Annotated in this window: 17 protein-coding genes; 10 read left to right on the top strand and 7 right to left on the bottom strand. The window is 73.2% G+C overall.

All coding sequences use genetic code 11. The annotated features are described in order from the left end of the window. From OZN99_RS11265 to OZN99_RS11235, 7 genes are all read left to right on the top strand, one after another. A partial coding sequence (locus OZN99_RS11265; RefSeq protein ID WP_270935312.1) for an ABC transporter substrate-binding protein occupies positions 1-1144 on the top strand: 1144 nt, incomplete at its 5' end. A 3-nt stretch (positions 1145-1147) separates the two neighbouring features. Beyond that, positions 1148-2011 carry a branched-chain amino acid ABC transporter permease gene (locus OZN99_RS11260; protein ID WP_270935311.1) on the top strand — a complete coding sequence of 288 codons (864 nt, stop codon included), beginning with the start codon at positions 1148-1150 and terminating at the stop codon, positions 2009-2011. Positions 2012-2067: 56 nt separating this feature from the next. Continuing rightward, complete coding sequence (locus OZN99_RS11255) at positions 2068-3015, top strand: branched-chain amino acid ABC transporter permease (RefSeq protein ID WP_270935310.1); 948 nt, start codon at positions 2068-2070, stop codon at positions 3013-3015. Further along, positions 3012-3764: an ABC transporter ATP-binding protein gene (locus OZN99_RS11250; RefSeq protein ID WP_270935309.1), complete on the top strand. Its 753-nt coding sequence runs from the start codon at positions 3012-3014 to the stop codon at positions 3762-3764. Before OZN99_RS11255 ends, OZN99_RS11250 begins: the two co-directional genes overlap by 4 nt. Then, positions 3757-4467 (top strand): ABC transporter ATP-binding protein, encoded by a 711-nt coding sequence (locus OZN99_RS11245; protein WP_270935308.1) that lies wholly within the window; start codon positions 3757-3759, stop codon positions 4465-4467. The genes OZN99_RS11250 and OZN99_RS11245 overlap by 8 nt, the downstream gene beginning before the upstream one ends. Positions 4468-4544: 77 nt before the next feature. After that, the gene (locus tag OZN99_RS11240) at positions 4545-5306 is read left to right on the top strand and encodes a MarC family protein (RefSeq protein ID WP_270935307.1); all 762 of its coding nucleotides are present in this window, start codon (positions 4545-4547) and stop codon (positions 5304-5306) included. A gap of 14 nt (positions 5307-5320) precedes the next feature. After that, the gene (locus OZN99_RS11235) at positions 5321-6985 is read left to right on the top strand and encodes a SulP family inorganic anion transporter (protein ID WP_270935306.1); all 1665 of its coding nucleotides are present in this window, start codon (positions 5321-5323) and stop codon (positions 6983-6985) included. A gap of 6 nt (positions 6986-6991) precedes the next feature. Here the strand turns inward: OZN99_RS11235 and OZN99_RS11230 are convergent, their stop codons facing one another. Then, complete coding sequence (locus tag OZN99_RS11230) at positions 6992-7648, bottom strand: AroM family protein (RefSeq protein WP_270935305.1); 657 nt, start codon at positions 7646-7648, stop codon at positions 6992-6994. 4 nt (positions 7649-7652) lie between these two features. After that, positions 7653-8627, bottom strand: a complete 975-nt coding sequence (locus tag OZN99_RS11225; RefSeq protein WP_270935304.1) for a Bug family tripartite tricarboxylate transporter substrate binding protein — start codon at positions 8625-8627, stop codon at positions 7653-7655. Positions 8628-8715: 88 nt separating this feature from the next. Between OZN99_RS11225 and OZN99_RS11220 the strand changes: the two genes are divergently transcribed. Beyond that, positions 8716-9597: an amidohydrolase family protein gene (locus OZN99_RS11220; protein ID WP_270935303.1), complete on the top strand. Its 882-nt coding sequence runs from the start codon at positions 8716-8718 to the stop codon at positions 9595-9597. Then, a complete protein-coding gene (locus OZN99_RS11215) occupies positions 9594-11087 on the top strand; it encodes a class I adenylate-forming enzyme family protein (RefSeq protein WP_270935302.1) in 1494 nt (497 codons plus the stop codon). Before OZN99_RS11220 ends, OZN99_RS11215 begins: the two co-directional genes overlap by 4 nt. Here the strand turns inward: OZN99_RS11215 and OZN99_RS11210 are convergent. The 5 genes from OZN99_RS11210 to OZN99_RS11190 form a co-directional block, all read right to left on the bottom strand. Continuing rightward, the gene (locus tag OZN99_RS11210) at positions 11059-11544 is read right to left on the bottom strand and encodes a nuclear transport factor 2 family protein (protein ID WP_270935301.1); all 486 of its coding nucleotides are present in this window, start codon (positions 11542-11544) and stop codon (positions 11059-11061) included. The genes OZN99_RS11215 and OZN99_RS11210 overlap by 29 nt on opposite strands. Before the next feature lie 63 nt (positions 11545-11607). Continuing rightward, positions 11608-12870, bottom strand: coding sequence for a UDP-N-acetylglucosamine 1-carboxyvinyltransferase (gene murA / locus OZN99_RS11205; RefSeq protein WP_270935300.1), 1263 nt, complete (start codon positions 12868-12870; stop codon positions 11608-11610). Between the two features lie 2 nt (positions 12871-12872). Further along, positions 12873-13427: a dCTP deaminase gene (gene dcd / locus OZN99_RS11200; protein WP_270935299.1), complete on the bottom strand. Its 555-nt coding sequence runs from the start codon at positions 13425-13427 to the stop codon at positions 12873-12875. 69 nt (positions 13428-13496) lie between these two features. Continuing rightward, positions 13497-13703, bottom strand: a complete 207-nt coding sequence (locus OZN99_RS11195; RefSeq protein ID WP_270935298.1) for a hypothetical protein — start codon at positions 13701-13703, stop codon at positions 13497-13499. A gap of 13 nt (positions 13704-13716) precedes the next feature. Then, positions 13717-14679 carry a Bug family tripartite tricarboxylate transporter substrate binding protein gene (locus OZN99_RS11190; protein ID WP_270935313.1) on the bottom strand — a complete coding sequence of 321 codons (963 nt, stop codon included), beginning with the start codon at positions 14677-14679 and terminating at the stop codon, positions 13717-13719. A gap of 166 nt (positions 14680-14845) precedes the next feature. On the opposite strand from OZN99_RS11190, the gene OZN99_RS11185 reads away from it, so the two are divergent. Then, entirely contained in the window at positions 14846-15781 is a 936-nt protein-coding gene (locus OZN99_RS11185; RefSeq protein WP_270935297.1) for a sulfotransferase domain-containing protein, read from the top strand. Positions 15782-15802 lie beyond the last annotated feature (21 nt).

Genomic DNA, 15802 nt, shown 5'->3' with positions numbered 1-15802 from the left:
GGGCGCCGGCGCCGCGCTGGCCGCCGGCCTGGCGCGCCCGGCCGTCGCGCAGGGGCAGCCCTTCCGCATCGGCCTGATTCTGCCGATGACCGGGCCCTTCGCCAGCACCGGCCGGCAGGTGGAAGCCGGGCTGCGCGCATGGCTGCGCCAGAACGGCGAGACGCAGGGCGGCCGCCGCATCGAGATCCTGCTGCGCGACGACACCGGCACCGCGCCGGACGTGACGCGCCGCCACGCGCAGGAGCTGGTGGTGCGCGAACGGGTGAAGGCGCTGGCCGGCTTCGGGCTGACGCCGCTCGCGCTGGCCGCCGCGCCGATCGCCACCGAGGCCAAGGTGCCGATGGTGGTGATGGCGGCGGCGACCAGCATCATCCCCAGCCGCTCGCCCTTCATCCTGCGCACCAGCTTCACCCTGCCGCAGGCCACCGCCCCGATGGCGGACTGGGCGGCGCGCAACGGCATCCGCAACGTCGCGACGCTGGTGACGGACTACGCGCCGGGGCTGGACGCCGAACGCGCCTTCAAGGACAGCTTCGCCCGCGCCGGCGGGCGCGTGACGCTCGATCTGCGCACGCCGCTGCGCAACCCGGACTATGCCCCCTTCCTGCAGCGCGTGCGCGACGCGCAGCCGGAGGCGCTGTTCATCTTCGTCCCCTCGGGGGAGGGCGCGGCGCTGACCAAGCAGTTCGCGGAGCGCGGGCTGCCCGCCGCCGGCGTACGGCTGATCGGCACCGGCGACGTGCTGGACGACGACATCCTGAACGACATGGGCGATGCGGTGCTGGGTGCCGTCACCTCCCACCACTATTCGGCCGCGCATGACAGCGACGAGAACCGCGCCTTCATCGCGGCCTTCCGCGCCGGGCTGCCGAATGCGCGGCCGAACTTCATGGCGGTGGGCGGCTATGACGGGATGCACCTGATCGCGGAGATGCTGAAGCGGACGAACGGCAGCGACGACGGGGAGCGGCTGGTGAATGCCGGCAAGGGCCTGTCCTGGACGAGCCCGCGCGGGCCGATCACGATCGACGCGAACACCCGGGACATCGTGCAGGACATCTACATCCGCCGCGCGGAGCGCCGCGACGGGCAGATCTGGAACATCGAGTTCGACCGCATCCCGCAGGTGCGCGACGCGGGCTGAGGCGTGAGCGCCTTCCTCAGCGTCCTGCTCGACGGCGTCGCGAGCGGGATGCTGCTGTTCGTCCTGGCGGTCGGGCTCTCCGTCACGCTCGGGCTGATGAACGTGGTGAACCTGGCGCATGGCGCCTTCGGCATGGTCGGTGGCTATGTCTGCGTGGTGCTGCTGAACCAGGCGGGCATTCCCTTCCTGCCCGCCGTCGCCGCGGCCGCGCTGGCCGCGGCGGCGCTGGGCTGGGTGCTGGAGCGCACGCTCTATGTCCGTATCTACCGCAGCGACCACCTAGAACAGGTGCTGTTCTCCATCGGCCTCGTCTTCGTGCTCGGCGCGGTGGTGGACTGGTTCATGGGCGCGCGGCAGCAGCTGATCCAGCTGCCCGGCTGGCTTTCCGGCCGCGTGGAATTCGCGGGCGTCGGCCTCGGGCGCTACCGGATCTTCCTGATCCTGCTCTGCGGCGCGGTGGTGGCGGCGCTGCATTTCGGGCTGGTGCGCACGCGCTTCGGCGCGCGGCTGCGCGCGGCGGTGGATGACGGCGTGGTGGCGCGCGGCATGGGGCTGCCGGTGCCGCGCATCTTCACGCTGACCTTCACGCTGGGTTCCGGCCTGGCGGGGCTCGGTGGCGCGCTGGGGGTGGAGGTGCTCGGCCTCGATCCGACCTTCCCGCTGAAATACATGGTCTACTTCCTGATCGTGGTGGCGGTGGGCGGCACCAACACGGTGATCGGGCCGTTCCTGGCGGCGCTGCTGCTGGGCGTGGTGGACGTGCTGGGCAAATACTACGTGCCGGAGGTCGGCGCCTTCGTGATCTACACCGCCATGGTCGTGCTGCTGCTGCTGCGCCCGCAGGGGCTGCTGAGGAAGGCGGCGTGATGCGCGCGTCCGATCGCCGCAGGGCGGAGGGGCCGGAGGCCCCGAGCACCGGAGGCGTGAATCGGCCGCGCCCGACAAGGCAGCTCCTGGAAGCGCTGCCATGGCTGGCGGCGGTCGGCGCCTACTTCGCCTTTCCCGAATACCTGCCGCTGCTCTCCGGTATCGCCATCGCCGCGCTCTTCGCGCTCTCGCTCGACCTCATCGTCGGCTATGCCGGCGTGGTCACGCTGGGCCATGCGGCGTTCTTCGGCCTCGGCGCCTACACCGCCGGGCTGCTGGCGCAGCAGGGCTGGGGCGAGCCGATCAGCGGGCTTCTGGCAGCGGGCGCGGCGGCGGCGCTGCTCGGCCTGCTCACCGCGCCGCTGGTGCTGCGTGCCGGGGAGCTGGCGGGGCTGATGGTGACGCTCGGCCTCTCGCTGATGCTCTACGAGGCGGCGAACAAGGCGGCCTTCGTCACCGGCGGCGCGGATGGGCTGCAGGGGGTGGAGGTCTGGCCGCTGCTGGGCGCCTTCCGCTTCGACCTGTTCGGCCGCACCGCCTATCTCTACAGCCTCGCGGTACTGTTCCTGCTGTTCGTGCTGGCGCGGCTGCTGGTGGCCTCGCCCTTCGGCCTGTCGCTGCGCGGCATCCGCGGCAATGCGCGGCGCGCGGCGGCGCTCGGCGTTCCGGTGAAGGCGCGGCTCTCGGCCGCCTATGCCATCGCCGCGGGCTATGCCGGCATCGCCGGCGCGCTGCTGGCGCAGACCACGCAGTTCGTCTCGCTCGATGCGCTGTCCTTCCAGCGTTCCGCGGAGGGGCTGCTGATGCTGGTGCTCGGCGGCCTCGGCAGCCTGCACGGCGCGCTGCTCGGCGCGGCGGCCTTCACCGTGGCGCATCACGCGCTGTCCGAGGCCAGCCCGCAATTCTGGCAGTTCTGGCTGGGCATCGCGCTGGTCGCGCTGGCGCTGGCCGGGCGCGGCGGCATCATGGGCCTGCTGCGCCGCCTGGGCCGGGGGCGCGGATGAGCGCGCTGTCCACGCATGGGCTGACGCGCCGCTTCGGCGGGTTCGTCGCGGTGGACGGGGTGGACTTCACCCTGGCCGAGGGCGCGCGCCACGCGCTGATCGGGCCCAACGGCGCGGGCAAGACGACCTTCGTCAACCTGCTCTCCGGCGCGCTGCCGGCCAGCGGCGGGACGCTGTCGCTGTTCGGCGAGGACATCACCGCGCTGCCGCAGCACCAGCGCGTGCGCCGCGGCCTGGCGCGCACCTTCCAGGTCAACCAGCTCTTTCCCGAACTCACGCCGCTGGAGGCGGTGACCATGGCCCTGGCGGAGCGCGAGGGCGCCGGCGCGACCTGGTGGCGGCCGCTGCGCGGCATGGGCCCGCTGCGCGAGGAAGCCGTGCAGCTGCTGGACACGCTGCGCTTCGACGCCGCGGACCGCGGCCGCCTCACCTCCGGCCTGCCCTATGGCCGCCAGCGCCTGCTGGAGATCGCGCTGGCGCTGGCGCTGCGCCCGCGCGTGCTGTTGCTGGACGAGCCGGCCGCCGGCGTGCCGCCGGCCGAGAGCCGGGAGGTGATGCAGGCCATCGCCGCGCTGCCGGCCGACGTCGCCGTGCTGCTGATCGAGCACGACATGGACCTGGTGTTCCGCTTCGCGCAGCGGATCACCGTGCTGGCGCAGGGCGCCGTGCTGGCGGAGGGCACGCCGGAGGAGATCGCCCGCGATCCCCGCGTGCGGGAGGCCTATCTGGGCGAGCCGGCGCATGGCTGACGCCCTTCTGTCCGTGGACGCCCTCGTCGCCGGCTGGGGCGAGGGCATGGTGCTGGAAGGCGTCTCGCTGGCCGTCGCGCCGGGCGAGGCAGTCGCGCTGCTCGGCCGCAACGGCGCCGGCAAGACCACGCTGATCTGCACGCTGATGGGCGTCGCGCGGCAGCGCGGCGGCAGTATCCGGCTGGGCGGCACCGTGCTGGACCGGCTGCCGCCGGAGCGCCGCGCCGTGCTCGGCCTGGGCTGGGTGCCGCAGGAGCGCAACGTGTTCCGCTCCCTGACGGTGGAGGAGAACCTCTCCGCCGTCGCGCGCCCGGGCCGCTGGACCGTACCGGCGGTGTACGAGCTGTTCCCCCGCCTGGCGGAGCGGCGCGGCAACCTGGGCAGCCAACTCTCGGGCGGGGAGCAGCAGATGCTGGCGATCGGCCGCGCGCTGATGCTCAACCCCCGCCTGCTGCTTCTGGACGAGCCGCTGGAGGGGCTCGCCCCGGTCATCGTGCAGATGCTGCTGGCCGCCATCCGCCGCCTGGTGCGGGAGGAGGGGATGGCCGCGATCGTCGTGGAGCAGCATGCCGGCCAGATCCTGCCGGTCGCCGACCGCGCGGTGATCCTGGAGCGCGGCCGCGTGGCGGCGGAGGGTGCGGCGCGCGACATGCTGGCCGATCCCGCGCTGCTCGACCGCCACCTGGGCGTGACGAGCCACTGATCTGCCGCGGGCGGCGGGCGCGCGGATATCGATACCGAATCCGCTTCGCCGGCGCGGCCGCATGGCGGCATGCTTGCATGATGCGTGTTTCCGATGCCCGACCCGTCCGCCTTGCCGTGGCCGCCGTGCTGGGTGTGCTGCTGCTGGGGGTCGCGGTCCCGGCGCTGGCGCAGGGCGTGGCCGAGCCGCCGGCGCCGCGCGGGCCGATCGGCGCGAAGCAGATGTTCCTGATGCTCTTCCTGATGCTCGGGCCGATCAAGATCCTGGTGCCCTTCGTGGACATGACGCGCGGCCTGGATGCCGAGGCGCGGCGCGCGCTGGCGACGCGCGCCATCCTGTTCGCCGCTGCCGGCCTCGCCATCGCCGGCGCGCTCGGCCGCAGCATGCTCGAGAACTTCAACATGCCGACGCCGGTGCTGGCGCTGACCGGCGGCCTCGTGCTGTTCCTCGTGGCGCTCAGGACCGTCCTGGAGCAGTTCTCGGGCACGGCGCGCGCCCGCCCCGCCGCCGATCACGCGCCGGAGGCGCTGCGGCGCCTCGCCATCAACCCGCTGGCCTTCCCCATCATCGTCACGCCCTACGGCATCGCGGCGACCATCGTCTTCACCGCGCTGGCCGAGGAGGATGCGGCGGCGCGGCTGACCATCGCGCTGGTGCTGCTGGCGATCCTGGTGCTGGACTGGCTCGCCATGCTCTTCGCCCATGCGATCCTGCGCTGGACCGCCACGGCGCTGCAGGTGCTGGCCGTGGTGCTGGGCGTCACGCAGACGGCGATCGGGCTGCAGGTGATGCTGCGCGCCCTGGCGGAGCTGGGCGTCATCGCCCTGCGCTTCCCGTGAAGGAGCAGGGCCGCATGCCGTTCTTCCCGCCTGCCGCGTGGCTGCGCGGCACCACGCCGGCGACCGCGGGTGCGGATGCGATCGCTGGCGTCACGCTGGCCGCGTACGCCATCCCCGTCGCGCTGGCCTATGCCGCGCTGGCCGGGCTGCCGCCGCAGCTCGGCGTCTATGGCTACATGCTGGGCGGCATCGGCTATGCACTGCTCGGCTCCTCCCGCCATCTCGCGGTCGGCCCGACCTCCGCGATCTCGCTGATGGTCGGCGCGCAGGTCGCGACGATGGCGGCGGGCGATCCGGCCCGCTACGTCGCCATCGCGACGCTCACCGCCGTGGCGGTGGCCCTGATCTGCCTGGTCGCCTGGGCGCTGCGGCTCAGCGTGCTGGTGAAGCTGATCAGCGACAGCGTGCTGGTGGGCTTCCGCGCCGGCGCCGGCATCACCATCGCGCTGACCCAGCTTCCGGCGCTGTTCGGCGTGCCCGGCGGCGGGCACGACGTGGTGGAGCGCGTGGTGCTGCTGCTGCGCCAGGTCGGCGGCACCAATCCCTACGCGCTGGCGCTCGGCGGCGTCGCCATCCTGCTGCTGGTCGTCGGCAACCGGCGCTTCCCGGGCCGGCCCGTCGGCCTGGCGGTGATCGCGCTGGCGATCCTGGCGGTCGGGCTGCTCGGGCTCGACGCGCACGGCGTCGCGGTCACCGGCGCCATCCCGCCAGGCCTGCCCGATCTCGGCCTGCCGGCCCTGCGGCTGCGCGACGTCGAGGGCATCTTCCCGCTCGCGGCGGGGTGCGTGCTGCTGGCCTATATCGAGGGCGTCTCCGCCGCCCGCAGCTTCGCGGAGAAGCATGGCTACGCCATCGATCCGCGGCAGGAGCTGCTCGGCCTCGGCGCCGCCAATGCGCTGGCGGCGCTCGGCCAGGGCTATCCGGTGGCGGGCGGCCTCTCGCAATCCGCGGTGAACGAGCGTGCGGGCGCGCGCACGCCGCTGGCGCTGCTGGTCGCCTCCGCCACGCTCGCGCTCTGCCTGCTGTTCCTCACCGGCCTGCTGGCGGACCTGCCGAAGGCGGCGCTGGCCGCGGTGGTGCTGACGGCGGTGGCGGGGCTGATCGACATCCCCGCGCTGGCGCGGCTGTGGCGCGTGAGCCGGACGGACTTCGCCGCGGCGCTGGTCGCGCTGGTCGGCGTGCTGCTGCTCGGCATCCTGCAGGGCGTGCTGCTGGCGGCGCTGGCCTCGGTGCTGATGATGCTGGTGCGCGCGGCGCGGCCGCATGTCGCCTTCCTCGGCCGCATCTCGGGCACGGGGCAGTTCAGCGACATGGAACGCCACCCTGAGAACGTGCCGGTCCCCGGCGTGCTGGCCTTCCGGCCGGAGGGCGCGCTCTCCTACGTCAGTGCGGAGAACGTGCAGGAGGCGGTGCTGCGCCGGCTGGCGGCGGAGCCGGCGGGATCGGTGCGGCTGGTGGTCTGCGAGCTGTCCTCGGCGCCCAACATGGACCTGGCCGGCGCGCGCATGCTGGCGAAGCTGCAGGAGGTTCTGGCGGCGCGCGGCATCGGCTTCCGCATCGCCGGCGCGCATGGCCGCGTGCGCGACCTGCTGCGCCGCACGGGCTTCGCGGAGGCGCTGGGCGGCGTCGGGCGCGAGGTGACTCTGGAGGCAGTGATCGAGGAGGCCGGGCGCGGCTGAGCCGCGCTACCCGTCCAGCAGGCACGCCGCCGCGCGCGCTGCGACCGCGACGGAGAGCAGCACCGGGCAGCCCAGCACCGCCGCGAAGGCCGCCTTGTCGGCGCGCGTGTAGGAGATGCAGTCGAGCAGCACGAGATCGGGCCGCGTGGCCGCGAGGTCCCGTGCGGCAGCCTCGCGCGCCGCGTCGTCGGAGCCCGGGCGCAGCGCCACCGCGGCCACCTCCAGCCCCGGCCGGCGGCGCTCGGCGCAGAGCGTCGCGACCTGCTCCGCGAAGGGCACGGCGAGGCCGAGCCGGCCGCGCGGGAGTATCGCCCCGGCCAGCGCGTTCAGCACGGCAGAGGGCTGCACCAGGTCCACGCGCTCAGGCAGGCCCTTGAAGGCACCGGTGCAGGCCAGCAGGACCGGGCCGGAGATGGCGGGCAGCCGCGCGCGCAGCCGCTCCGTCACCGCGGCCTTGGAGATGGCGACGCCCTCGCCCGAGGGCAGCGGCGTGAACAGCGTGTCGGCGTCGTCGCGCGGCGCCAGCGCGGCGATCTCCGTTCGCGTCAGCCCGTCCAGCGCGCCTTCGAGCGCGACGGCCAGCCCCGGCACCGCCGCGGCGATCTCCGCCTCCAGCGCCGGGCGCGGCGCCTGGCCGATGGTGACGACGCGCAGCGTGGTCATCACCTCAGTCCACGCTGATGCCGAGGGTCGGGATCACGCGCGCCCAGCGCTCGCGCTCCCGCGCCACCATCGCGCTCGCGTCGGCCGCGCTGCCGCCGACAGGCTGCGCGCCGATCGAGGCCATCCAGGCGACCATCTCCGGCGCGCGGATCGCGCGGTCCAGCTCCGCGTTCAGCCGCGCGACGATCGGCGCGGGCAGGCCGCGCGGGCCGATGACGACCTGCCAGGAGGAGACGGTGACGTCCGGCAGGCCGAGCTCCGCCATGGTCGGCACCTCCGGCAGCGCGTCCACGCGGCGCTGCGTGGTGACCGCCAACGCGCGCACCTTGCCCTCCCGCGCCAGCGGGATGGTGGTGATGACGTTGTCCACGAACAGCTTGAGCCGACCCGACATGATGTCCGTCAGCGCCGCCGGCGAGCCGCGATAGGGCACGTGCTGCATCCGCACGTTCAGCGCGCGCGCCAGCAATTCGCCCACCAGGTGGTTGGAGGTGCCGGGGCCGACCGAGGCGAAGGGTTCGTCCGGGCGGGCTCGCAGCCAGGCGACGAAGTCCGGCCAGGCCTGCGGCACGTCCATCGCGCCGACCAGCACGTTGGGCTGGTCCCAGGCCTGGACGAGCACGGTGAAGTCGTTCGCGGCGTCGTAGGGCACGCGGGCGGGTGTGAGCACCGGGTTCACGGCGAGGGGACCGACCGGGCAGAGGCCGATCACGCTGCCGTCGGCCGGCGCCTTCGCCACGGCGTCCACCGCGATCTGCGCGCCGGCGCCCGGGCGGTTCTCCACCACCACGGGTTGCCCGAGCGCCGGGGCGATCCCCTCGGCCAGGCGGCGGGCGAGGATGTCGGCCGCGCCGCCCGGCGGGAATCCGACCATCATGCGGATCGGGCGCGAAGGCGCCCAAGGCGCCTGTGCGCCTGCCGGGGCGGCCAGTGCGGCGGTCGCGGCGGCGAGCAGCGCGCGGCGGTTGGCACGGATCATGGTTCGTGCTCCCTCCTTGTCCCGGGACGCAGGTTGCGGCGCGGCGCCGGGGAAGGGAACCCCCGCGCGGCAACGAGGGATGGACGCGATGGAGCAGCCCGCAGCGACGGCGCACGACGTGCTGGCCGTGGACACGGTGGTGAACATCTGGACGAAGCAGGCGCTGGCCGGCCGCCCGGACCGCCGCGCCTTCTACCAGGGCAAGATCGGCGTGGACCGCGGCACCTTCGAGGGCATCGAGCTGGACGAGATGCTGCGGCGCATGGACGCCGCCGGCATCCAGCGCGCCTTCCTCGTCGCCGCCAAGGTCGGCGTGAAGTGGCACCCGGCCTGCTACCACGTGCCCTACGAGCTTGTGGCGGAGGCGGTGCGCAGGCACCCCGACCGCTTCTCGGGCCTCGCCGGCATCGATCCCACGGAGGGCATGGAGGGCGTGCGGGCGCTGCGGCGCGCGGTGAAGGAGCACGGCTTCATCGGCGCGCATGGCTACCCGCACTGGTTCGAGCTGCCGCCGGACCACGCCCGGTGGTACCCGTTCTACGCGGAATGCTGCGAGCTCGGCGTGCCGATCCAGCTGCAGGTCGGGCAGTCCCTGATCTACGACGCCTCCTATCCGCGTCGCTCGGTCGGGCGGCCGATCACGCTGGACAGCGTGGCCTGCGACTTCCCGGAGCTGAAGCTCATCGGCATCCACATCGGCATCCCCTGGCACGAGGAGATGATCGCGATGGCCTGGAAGCACGCCAACGTCTTCATCGTGACGGACGCCCATTCGCCGCGATACTGGCCGGAGAGCGTGGTGCGCTACATCGACAGCTACGGCCAGGACAAGGTGATGTTCGGCACCGACTTCCCGGTGCTGGACTTCGCGCGCACGCGGGCGGAGGTGGAGGCGCTGGGCCTGCGCCCGGGGCCGCGCCGCAAGTTCCTGCGCGACAACGCGCTGCGCGTCTACGGCCTGCCCGCATGAACCTGGCCGACGCGCTGCCGCACCACGCCCGCGCGCGGCCGGACGTGCCGGCGATCCTCGCGGGCGAGCGGGTGATCCCCTATGCCGAGCTGGATGCGACGGTGCGCCGCTTCGCCGCGCATCTCGCCGCGCTCGGGCTGCGGCAGGGCGACGTGCTGGGCATCGCGCTGCGCGACACGCCGGAGCACCTGCTCGCGCTCTACGCGGCGGCGCGCATGGGTGCGCTGGCGCTGCCGATGGACTGGCGCTGGACCACCGCCGAGCAGTCCGCGCTGGCGACGCATTTCGGCGCGACGCTCGTGCTGGTGGAGCCCGACGCCGCACTGCCGGATGGGACTCGCTGCGTGGCCGTGGACGGCGCCTTCCTCGCCGCCGTCGCGCGCGCGCCCGCGAATCTGGCCTTCCCGACCGGCGAGGCCTGCGCATCGCTGCCCTTCGTGCTCTCGCTCTCCTCCGGCACGACCGGGCGGCCGAAGGGGCCGGCGGTGACGCATGGGCAGTTCCTGCGGCGGCTCTGGACGCACTGGATCGACCTCGGGCTGAACAGCCGCGAGACCTATCTCTCGGCGACGCCGCTCTATTTCGGCGGTGGGCGCACCTTCGCCGTCTCGCTGCTGTTCTCCGGCGGCACCGTCGTGCTGTTCCCGCCGCCATGGCCGCCCGAGGCGTTCGTGGCCGAGGTGGCGCGGCGCGGCGCGACCTCCGCCTTCCTGGTGCCGACGCAGCTGCGCCGCCTGCTGGACCTGCCGGATGCTGCGCTGGCGCCGCTGCGGGCCATGCGGCTGCTGCTGTCCTCGGGCGCGCCGCTGCATCCCTGGGAGCGCCATGCCATCCGCGACCGCATCTGCGCCGGCTTCCACGAATACTACGCCTCCACCGAAGGGGGCGGCGTCTCCCTGCTGCGGCCGGAGGACATCGAGGCGCATGGCGACAGCGTCGGCCGCCCGGTCTTCGGCGTGGAGGTCGCCATCCTGGACGACGACGGTCACCACCTGGCGCCCGGCGAGGTCGGGCGGCTGGCCTATCGCGGGCCCGGCGTCGCGCAGGGCTTCCGCAACGACGAGGAGGCGAGCCGCGAGGCCTTCGTGGAGGGCTGGTTCCTGCCCGGCGACCTGGCTTCCCTCGACGCGGCCGGCTTCGTCACGCTGAAGGGGCGGAAGAAGGACATGATCATCCGCGCGGGCATCAACATCTACCCCGCGGAGATCGAGTCCGTGCTGCTCTCCGACGCGCGCGTGGCGGAGGCCGCGGTGGTCGGCTGGCCCTCGCGCGAGAAGGGCGAGGAGGTCGCGGCCTTCGTCGTGGCGCGCGGCGCGGTGACCGGGGCGGAACTGCTGGCCGCCTGCCGCGCGCGGCTCGCGCCCTACAAGCTGCCGCGCGCGGTGCTCCTGCTGCCGGACCTGCCGCGCAACTCGGCGGGCAAGGTGCTGAAGGCGGAGCTGGTGGCGCGGCTGCCGCCGCTCACCGGTACTCCGGATGCGCCTGGATGAAGGCGTCGAGCTTCGCCTGCGCCTTGCGGCGCCGCAGTGGCGGCGCGATCCAGGTGGCGAGGCCGCCCACCGGGCCGAGCGCCTGCATGCCCCAGCGCAGCGCGTCGCTTTCGTCCACCTGCGTGGCGATCAGCCCGTCGCGGAAGGTGAAGCGCGAGACGATCTCGTTGCGCACCGGGCGGCCGGTGTCCCGGAAGGTGTACTCCGCCGTCCAATGCGCGAGCCCGCCCGATTCCTCCGCCCGCTCAATGGCATAGGTCGCGCGCAGGTCGCTGTCCGCGATCATGTGCCACATCGCGTGGATCGCCTTCCGGCCGTTCAGGCGGAAGGCGATGTCCTCGAAGGTGGCGTCCGGTTGGTAGCAGGCCGCCATGGCGGCGTGGTCGCGCGCCCGCAGCCCCTCGAACAGCCGTTCCAGCAGACCGGCCAGCGTCGGCATCGCCGTTGCCTCCCTCATGCCTGCCGATCCTAGGCGTCCGGATCGCCGGCCGCCTCATACGATCGGATGAGCGGGCAGGGGTCAGGCCGCGATGCGCTCGATGTCGGCGCCCACCGCGGCCAGCTTGCGCTCCACCGCCTCGTAGCCGCGGTCCAGGTGGTAGACGCGGTTGACGATGGTCTCGCCCTGGGCTGCCAGCCCGGCCAGCACCAGCGACACGGAGGCGCGCAGGTCGGTCGCCATCACCGGCGCGCCCGACAGCTTCGGCACGCCGCGCACGATGGCGCTCTGGCCGTGATACTTGATGCGCGCGCCCATGCGCATCAGCTCCGGTACGTGCATGAAGCGGTTCTCGAAGATCGTCTCGGTGATCATCGCCGCGCCGTCGGCCACGCACATCAGCGCCATGAACTGCGCCTGCATGTCGGTGGCGAAGCCGGGGAAGGGCTCCGTCATCACGTCGGTGCCGTGCAGGCCGTTCAGCCGCGACACCTGCAGACCCTCCACGCGCTCGGCCACGTCCACGCCGGCGTCGCGCAGCACGCGCACCACGGCGCCGAGGTCGGTGAGCCGCGCGCCTTCCAGCAGGACCGTGCCGCCGGTGATGGCGGCGGCGCAGGCATAGGTGCCGGCCTCGATGCGGTCCGGGATGACGGGATGCGTCGCGGCACCAAGGCGCTTCACGCCTTCGATCGTCAGGCGGTCGGTGCCGATGCCCTCGATGCGCGCGCCCATGCGCATCAGGCACATGGCGAGGTCGCCGATCTCGGGCTCGCGCGCGGCGTTCACCAGCTCCGTCACGCCGTCGGCCAGCGCGGCGGCCATCAGCAGGTTCTCGGTGGCGCCGACGCTGACCTGCGGGAAGATGACGCGCGCCCCGCGCAGCCCGCCACGCGGGGCGCGCGCGTGGATGTAGCCGCTGTCGAGCTCGATGGTGGCGCCCATCTGCTCCAGCCCCTTCAGGTGCAGGTCCACGGGCCGCGTGCCGATGGCGCAGCCGCCGGGCAGGGAGACCTTCGCCTCCCCGAAGCGGGCGAGGAGGGGGCCGAGCACCAGCACGCTCGCGCGCATCTTGCGCACGATGTCGTAGGGCGCCTCCAGGCTGCTGGCCGTGCCGGAGAGGGTGATGCGCCGCGCCGCGCGGTCATGCTCCACCGTCAGCCCGTGCTGGCGCAGCAGGGCGCGCATGGTGGCGATGTCCGCCAGGTCCGGCGCGTTCTCCAGCACCAGCGGCCCGTCGGAGAGCAGGCCGGCCGTCATCAGCGGCAGCGCGGCGTTCTTCGCCCCGCTGATCGGGATGGCGCCGGAGAGCGGCCTGCCGCCGCGGATGCGGATGCGGTCCATGCTCACAGCTTCGGCAGCGCCACGCCGCGCTGGCCCATGTATTTGCCCTTGCGGTCGGCGTAGCTGACCTCCGGCGCGCCGGCTCCCTGCAGGAACAGGAACTGGCAGATGCCCTCGTTGGCGTAGATGCGCGCGGGAAGCGGGGTGGTGTTGCTGATCTCGATCGTCACCTGGCCTTCCCATTCGGGCTCCAGCGGCGTGACGTTCACGATCAGCCCGCAGCGCGCATAGGTGGACTTGCCCAGGCAGATCACCAGCACGTCGCGCGGGATGCGGAAATACTCCACCGTGTGGCACAGCAGGAAGGAGTTGGGCGGGATGATGCAGGTCTCGCCCTTGCGGGTGACGAATCCCTGCTCGTTGAAGGATTTCGGGTCCACCAGCGCATTGTTCACGTTGGTGAAGATCTTGAACTCGTCGGCCAGGCGCGCGTCGTAGCCGTAGGAGGACAGTCCGTAGGAGATCACCCCCTCCCGCCGCTGGCTTTCGACGAAGGGCTCGATCATGCCGTGCTCCGTCGCCATGCGGCGGATCCAGTGGTCGGGCATGATCGGCATGGGGCGTGGAACCTCGCGGCGCTGTCCGGGTGACCCGGCGGGGTTAGCCCATGCCGGCTGGCCGGACAATCAGTCCTTGGGCTCGTCCGGCGGCGGGGGCCTGCCGGCTTCCTCCCGCGCCCGGGCCTGGGCCTTGCGGCGGCGCAGGTTCTCGCGCAACGCGGCGGCCAGCCTCGCCTCCCGGCTGTCGGGCTCCGGGCGGGGCGCGGGCTGGGGCTTGTCCTGCTCGGGCCAGTCCATGCCGGCGGAGAAAGGCGGGCGGGCCGGCGCGGTCAAGACCTCGCCAGCGCTATTCCGCCCGGATCCCGGCGGCGCGGACCACCGCCGCCCAGCGCTGCACCTCGGCGGCGACGAAGGCGGCGTATTCGGGGGCGCTCATCCGCCGCGGGGTCGCGCCGGTCTCCACCAGGCGGGGGGCGACCTCCGGATGCGCCAGGGCGGCCAGGACCTCGGCGTTCAGCCGCGTCGTGATCGGCTCCGGCAGGCCAGCCGGGCCGGACAGGCCGAACCAAGTGGAGGCCACCAGCTCCGGATGGCCGAGCTCGACGAAGGTCGGCAGGTCGGGCCAGCCCTCCACGCGCTGCGCGGCGGTGACGGCCAGCAGGCGGAAGCGGTCGTTCCGCCCGGCCTCGACCAGGGTGGTGATCATCGCGTCCACGTTGCCGGCGGTCAGGTCGTTCATCATCGGGCCGCTGCCGCGATAGGGCACATGCGTCGTCTCGATGCCGGCGGAGCGCTTCAGGATCTCCTGCTTGGCGTGGCTGGAGGTGCCGTTGCCGGGCGAGGCGACGGTCATCCCCGGCCGGGCGCGCGCCGCGGCAACGAAGTCGGCGAAGCTGCGGATCGGGCTGGCCGCATTCACCGCCAGCACCGAGGGCACCTCGGCCATCAGCGCCACATGCGTGAAGTCGCGCACCGAATCATAGGGCATGGACCGGTACACGCTCGGGCCCACGCCATGCGAGGCGATGTTGGAGATGACGAAGACCTGGCCGTCCGGCGGACTCTTCGCCACCAGGTCGGAGCCGGTAGTCCCGCCGGCACCGGCGCGGTTCTCGATCACGAAGGGCTGGCCGAGCGTGGCGCCGAGGCGCTGGCTGACCAGCCGCGCCACGACGTCCGTCGTGCCGCCGGGCGGGAAGGGGACCACGACGCGCACCGGCCGCGCCGGCCAGGCCTGTGCGCGCGCAAGGGACGGCGCGGCCAGCAGCGCGGCGGCGGGCAGCGTCAGCAGGGCGCGGCGATGCAGCATCACGGTCGGTCTCCCGGCGGCTCCACGGGGCCTATAGCACGGCTGCTCACGCCGATGGGATGCGCCCTGTCACACGCGAAACCCGGGGCGACACATCGGCGACATGCGGCCCGCCTATCACCGCGCCACGGCCCCGCAGGGGGTTCGGAGGGAACGGAGAGCGGCGATGCACACCGACGAGGCCGGCTGGCCCATCAAGACGCGCGAAATCCACAACCACCACATGGACTCGACCATCTGGAACGACTTCGCCTTCCGCGACGACGACATCATCATCGGCACCTATGCCAAGTCCGGCACCACCTGGACGCAGCAGATCGTCTCCCAGCTGATCTTCGGCGGCGCCGAGGACGTGCCGGTGGCGGAGATGTCGCCCTGGCTGGACCTGCGCGTGCCGCCGAAGGAGGTGAAGCTGCCGGCCGTGGAGGCGCAGGCGCATCGCCGCTTCATCAAGACGCACCTGCCGGTGGATGCGCTGGTCTGGTCGCCGAAGGCGAAATACATCTACATCGCGCGCGACGGCCGCGACGTGGTCTGGAGCCTGCACAACCACTTCGCCAACGCCAACGGCCTGCTCTACGAGCTGCTGAACGACACGCCCGGTCGCGTCGGGCCGGCCTGTCCGCGCCCGCCCGCCGATGTGCGGCAGTATTTCCTGGAATGGCTGGAGGGCGACGGCTACCCGCTCTGGTCCTTCTGGGAGAACATCCGCAGCTGGTGGGCGGTGCGCGCGCTGCCGAACCTGATGCTGCTGCACTATGCCGAGCTGAAGGTGGACCTGCCCGGCGCCATCCGCCGCATCGCAGCCTTCCTGGACATCCCGATCGACGAGGCGCGCTTCTCGCAGATGGTGGAACACTGCAGCTTCGCGTGGATGAAGGCGCACGGCGCGAAGGCTGTGCCGCTGGGCGGCGCGCTGTGGGATGGCGGCGCGGGCACTTTCGTGCATCGCGGCGTCAATGGCCGCTGGCGCGACGTGCTGACGCCGCAGGACAACCGCCGCTACGAGGCGCTGGCGCGCGCGCAGCTCGGCGATGACTGCGCGCACTGGCTGGCGACCGGCGAGATGCCGGGCGTCGCGCGCCTGGCGCGCGCGGCGTAAGGGCCGCGCGCCTGGCGCGCG

The organism is Falsiroseomonas oryzae (assembly GCF_027856955.1).
Classification (GTDB): Bacteria; Pseudomonadota; Alphaproteobacteria; order Acetobacterales; family Acetobacteraceae; genus Falsiroseomonas; species Falsiroseomonas oryzae.
This window is presented reverse-complemented; position numbering and strand designations above follow the sequence as displayed.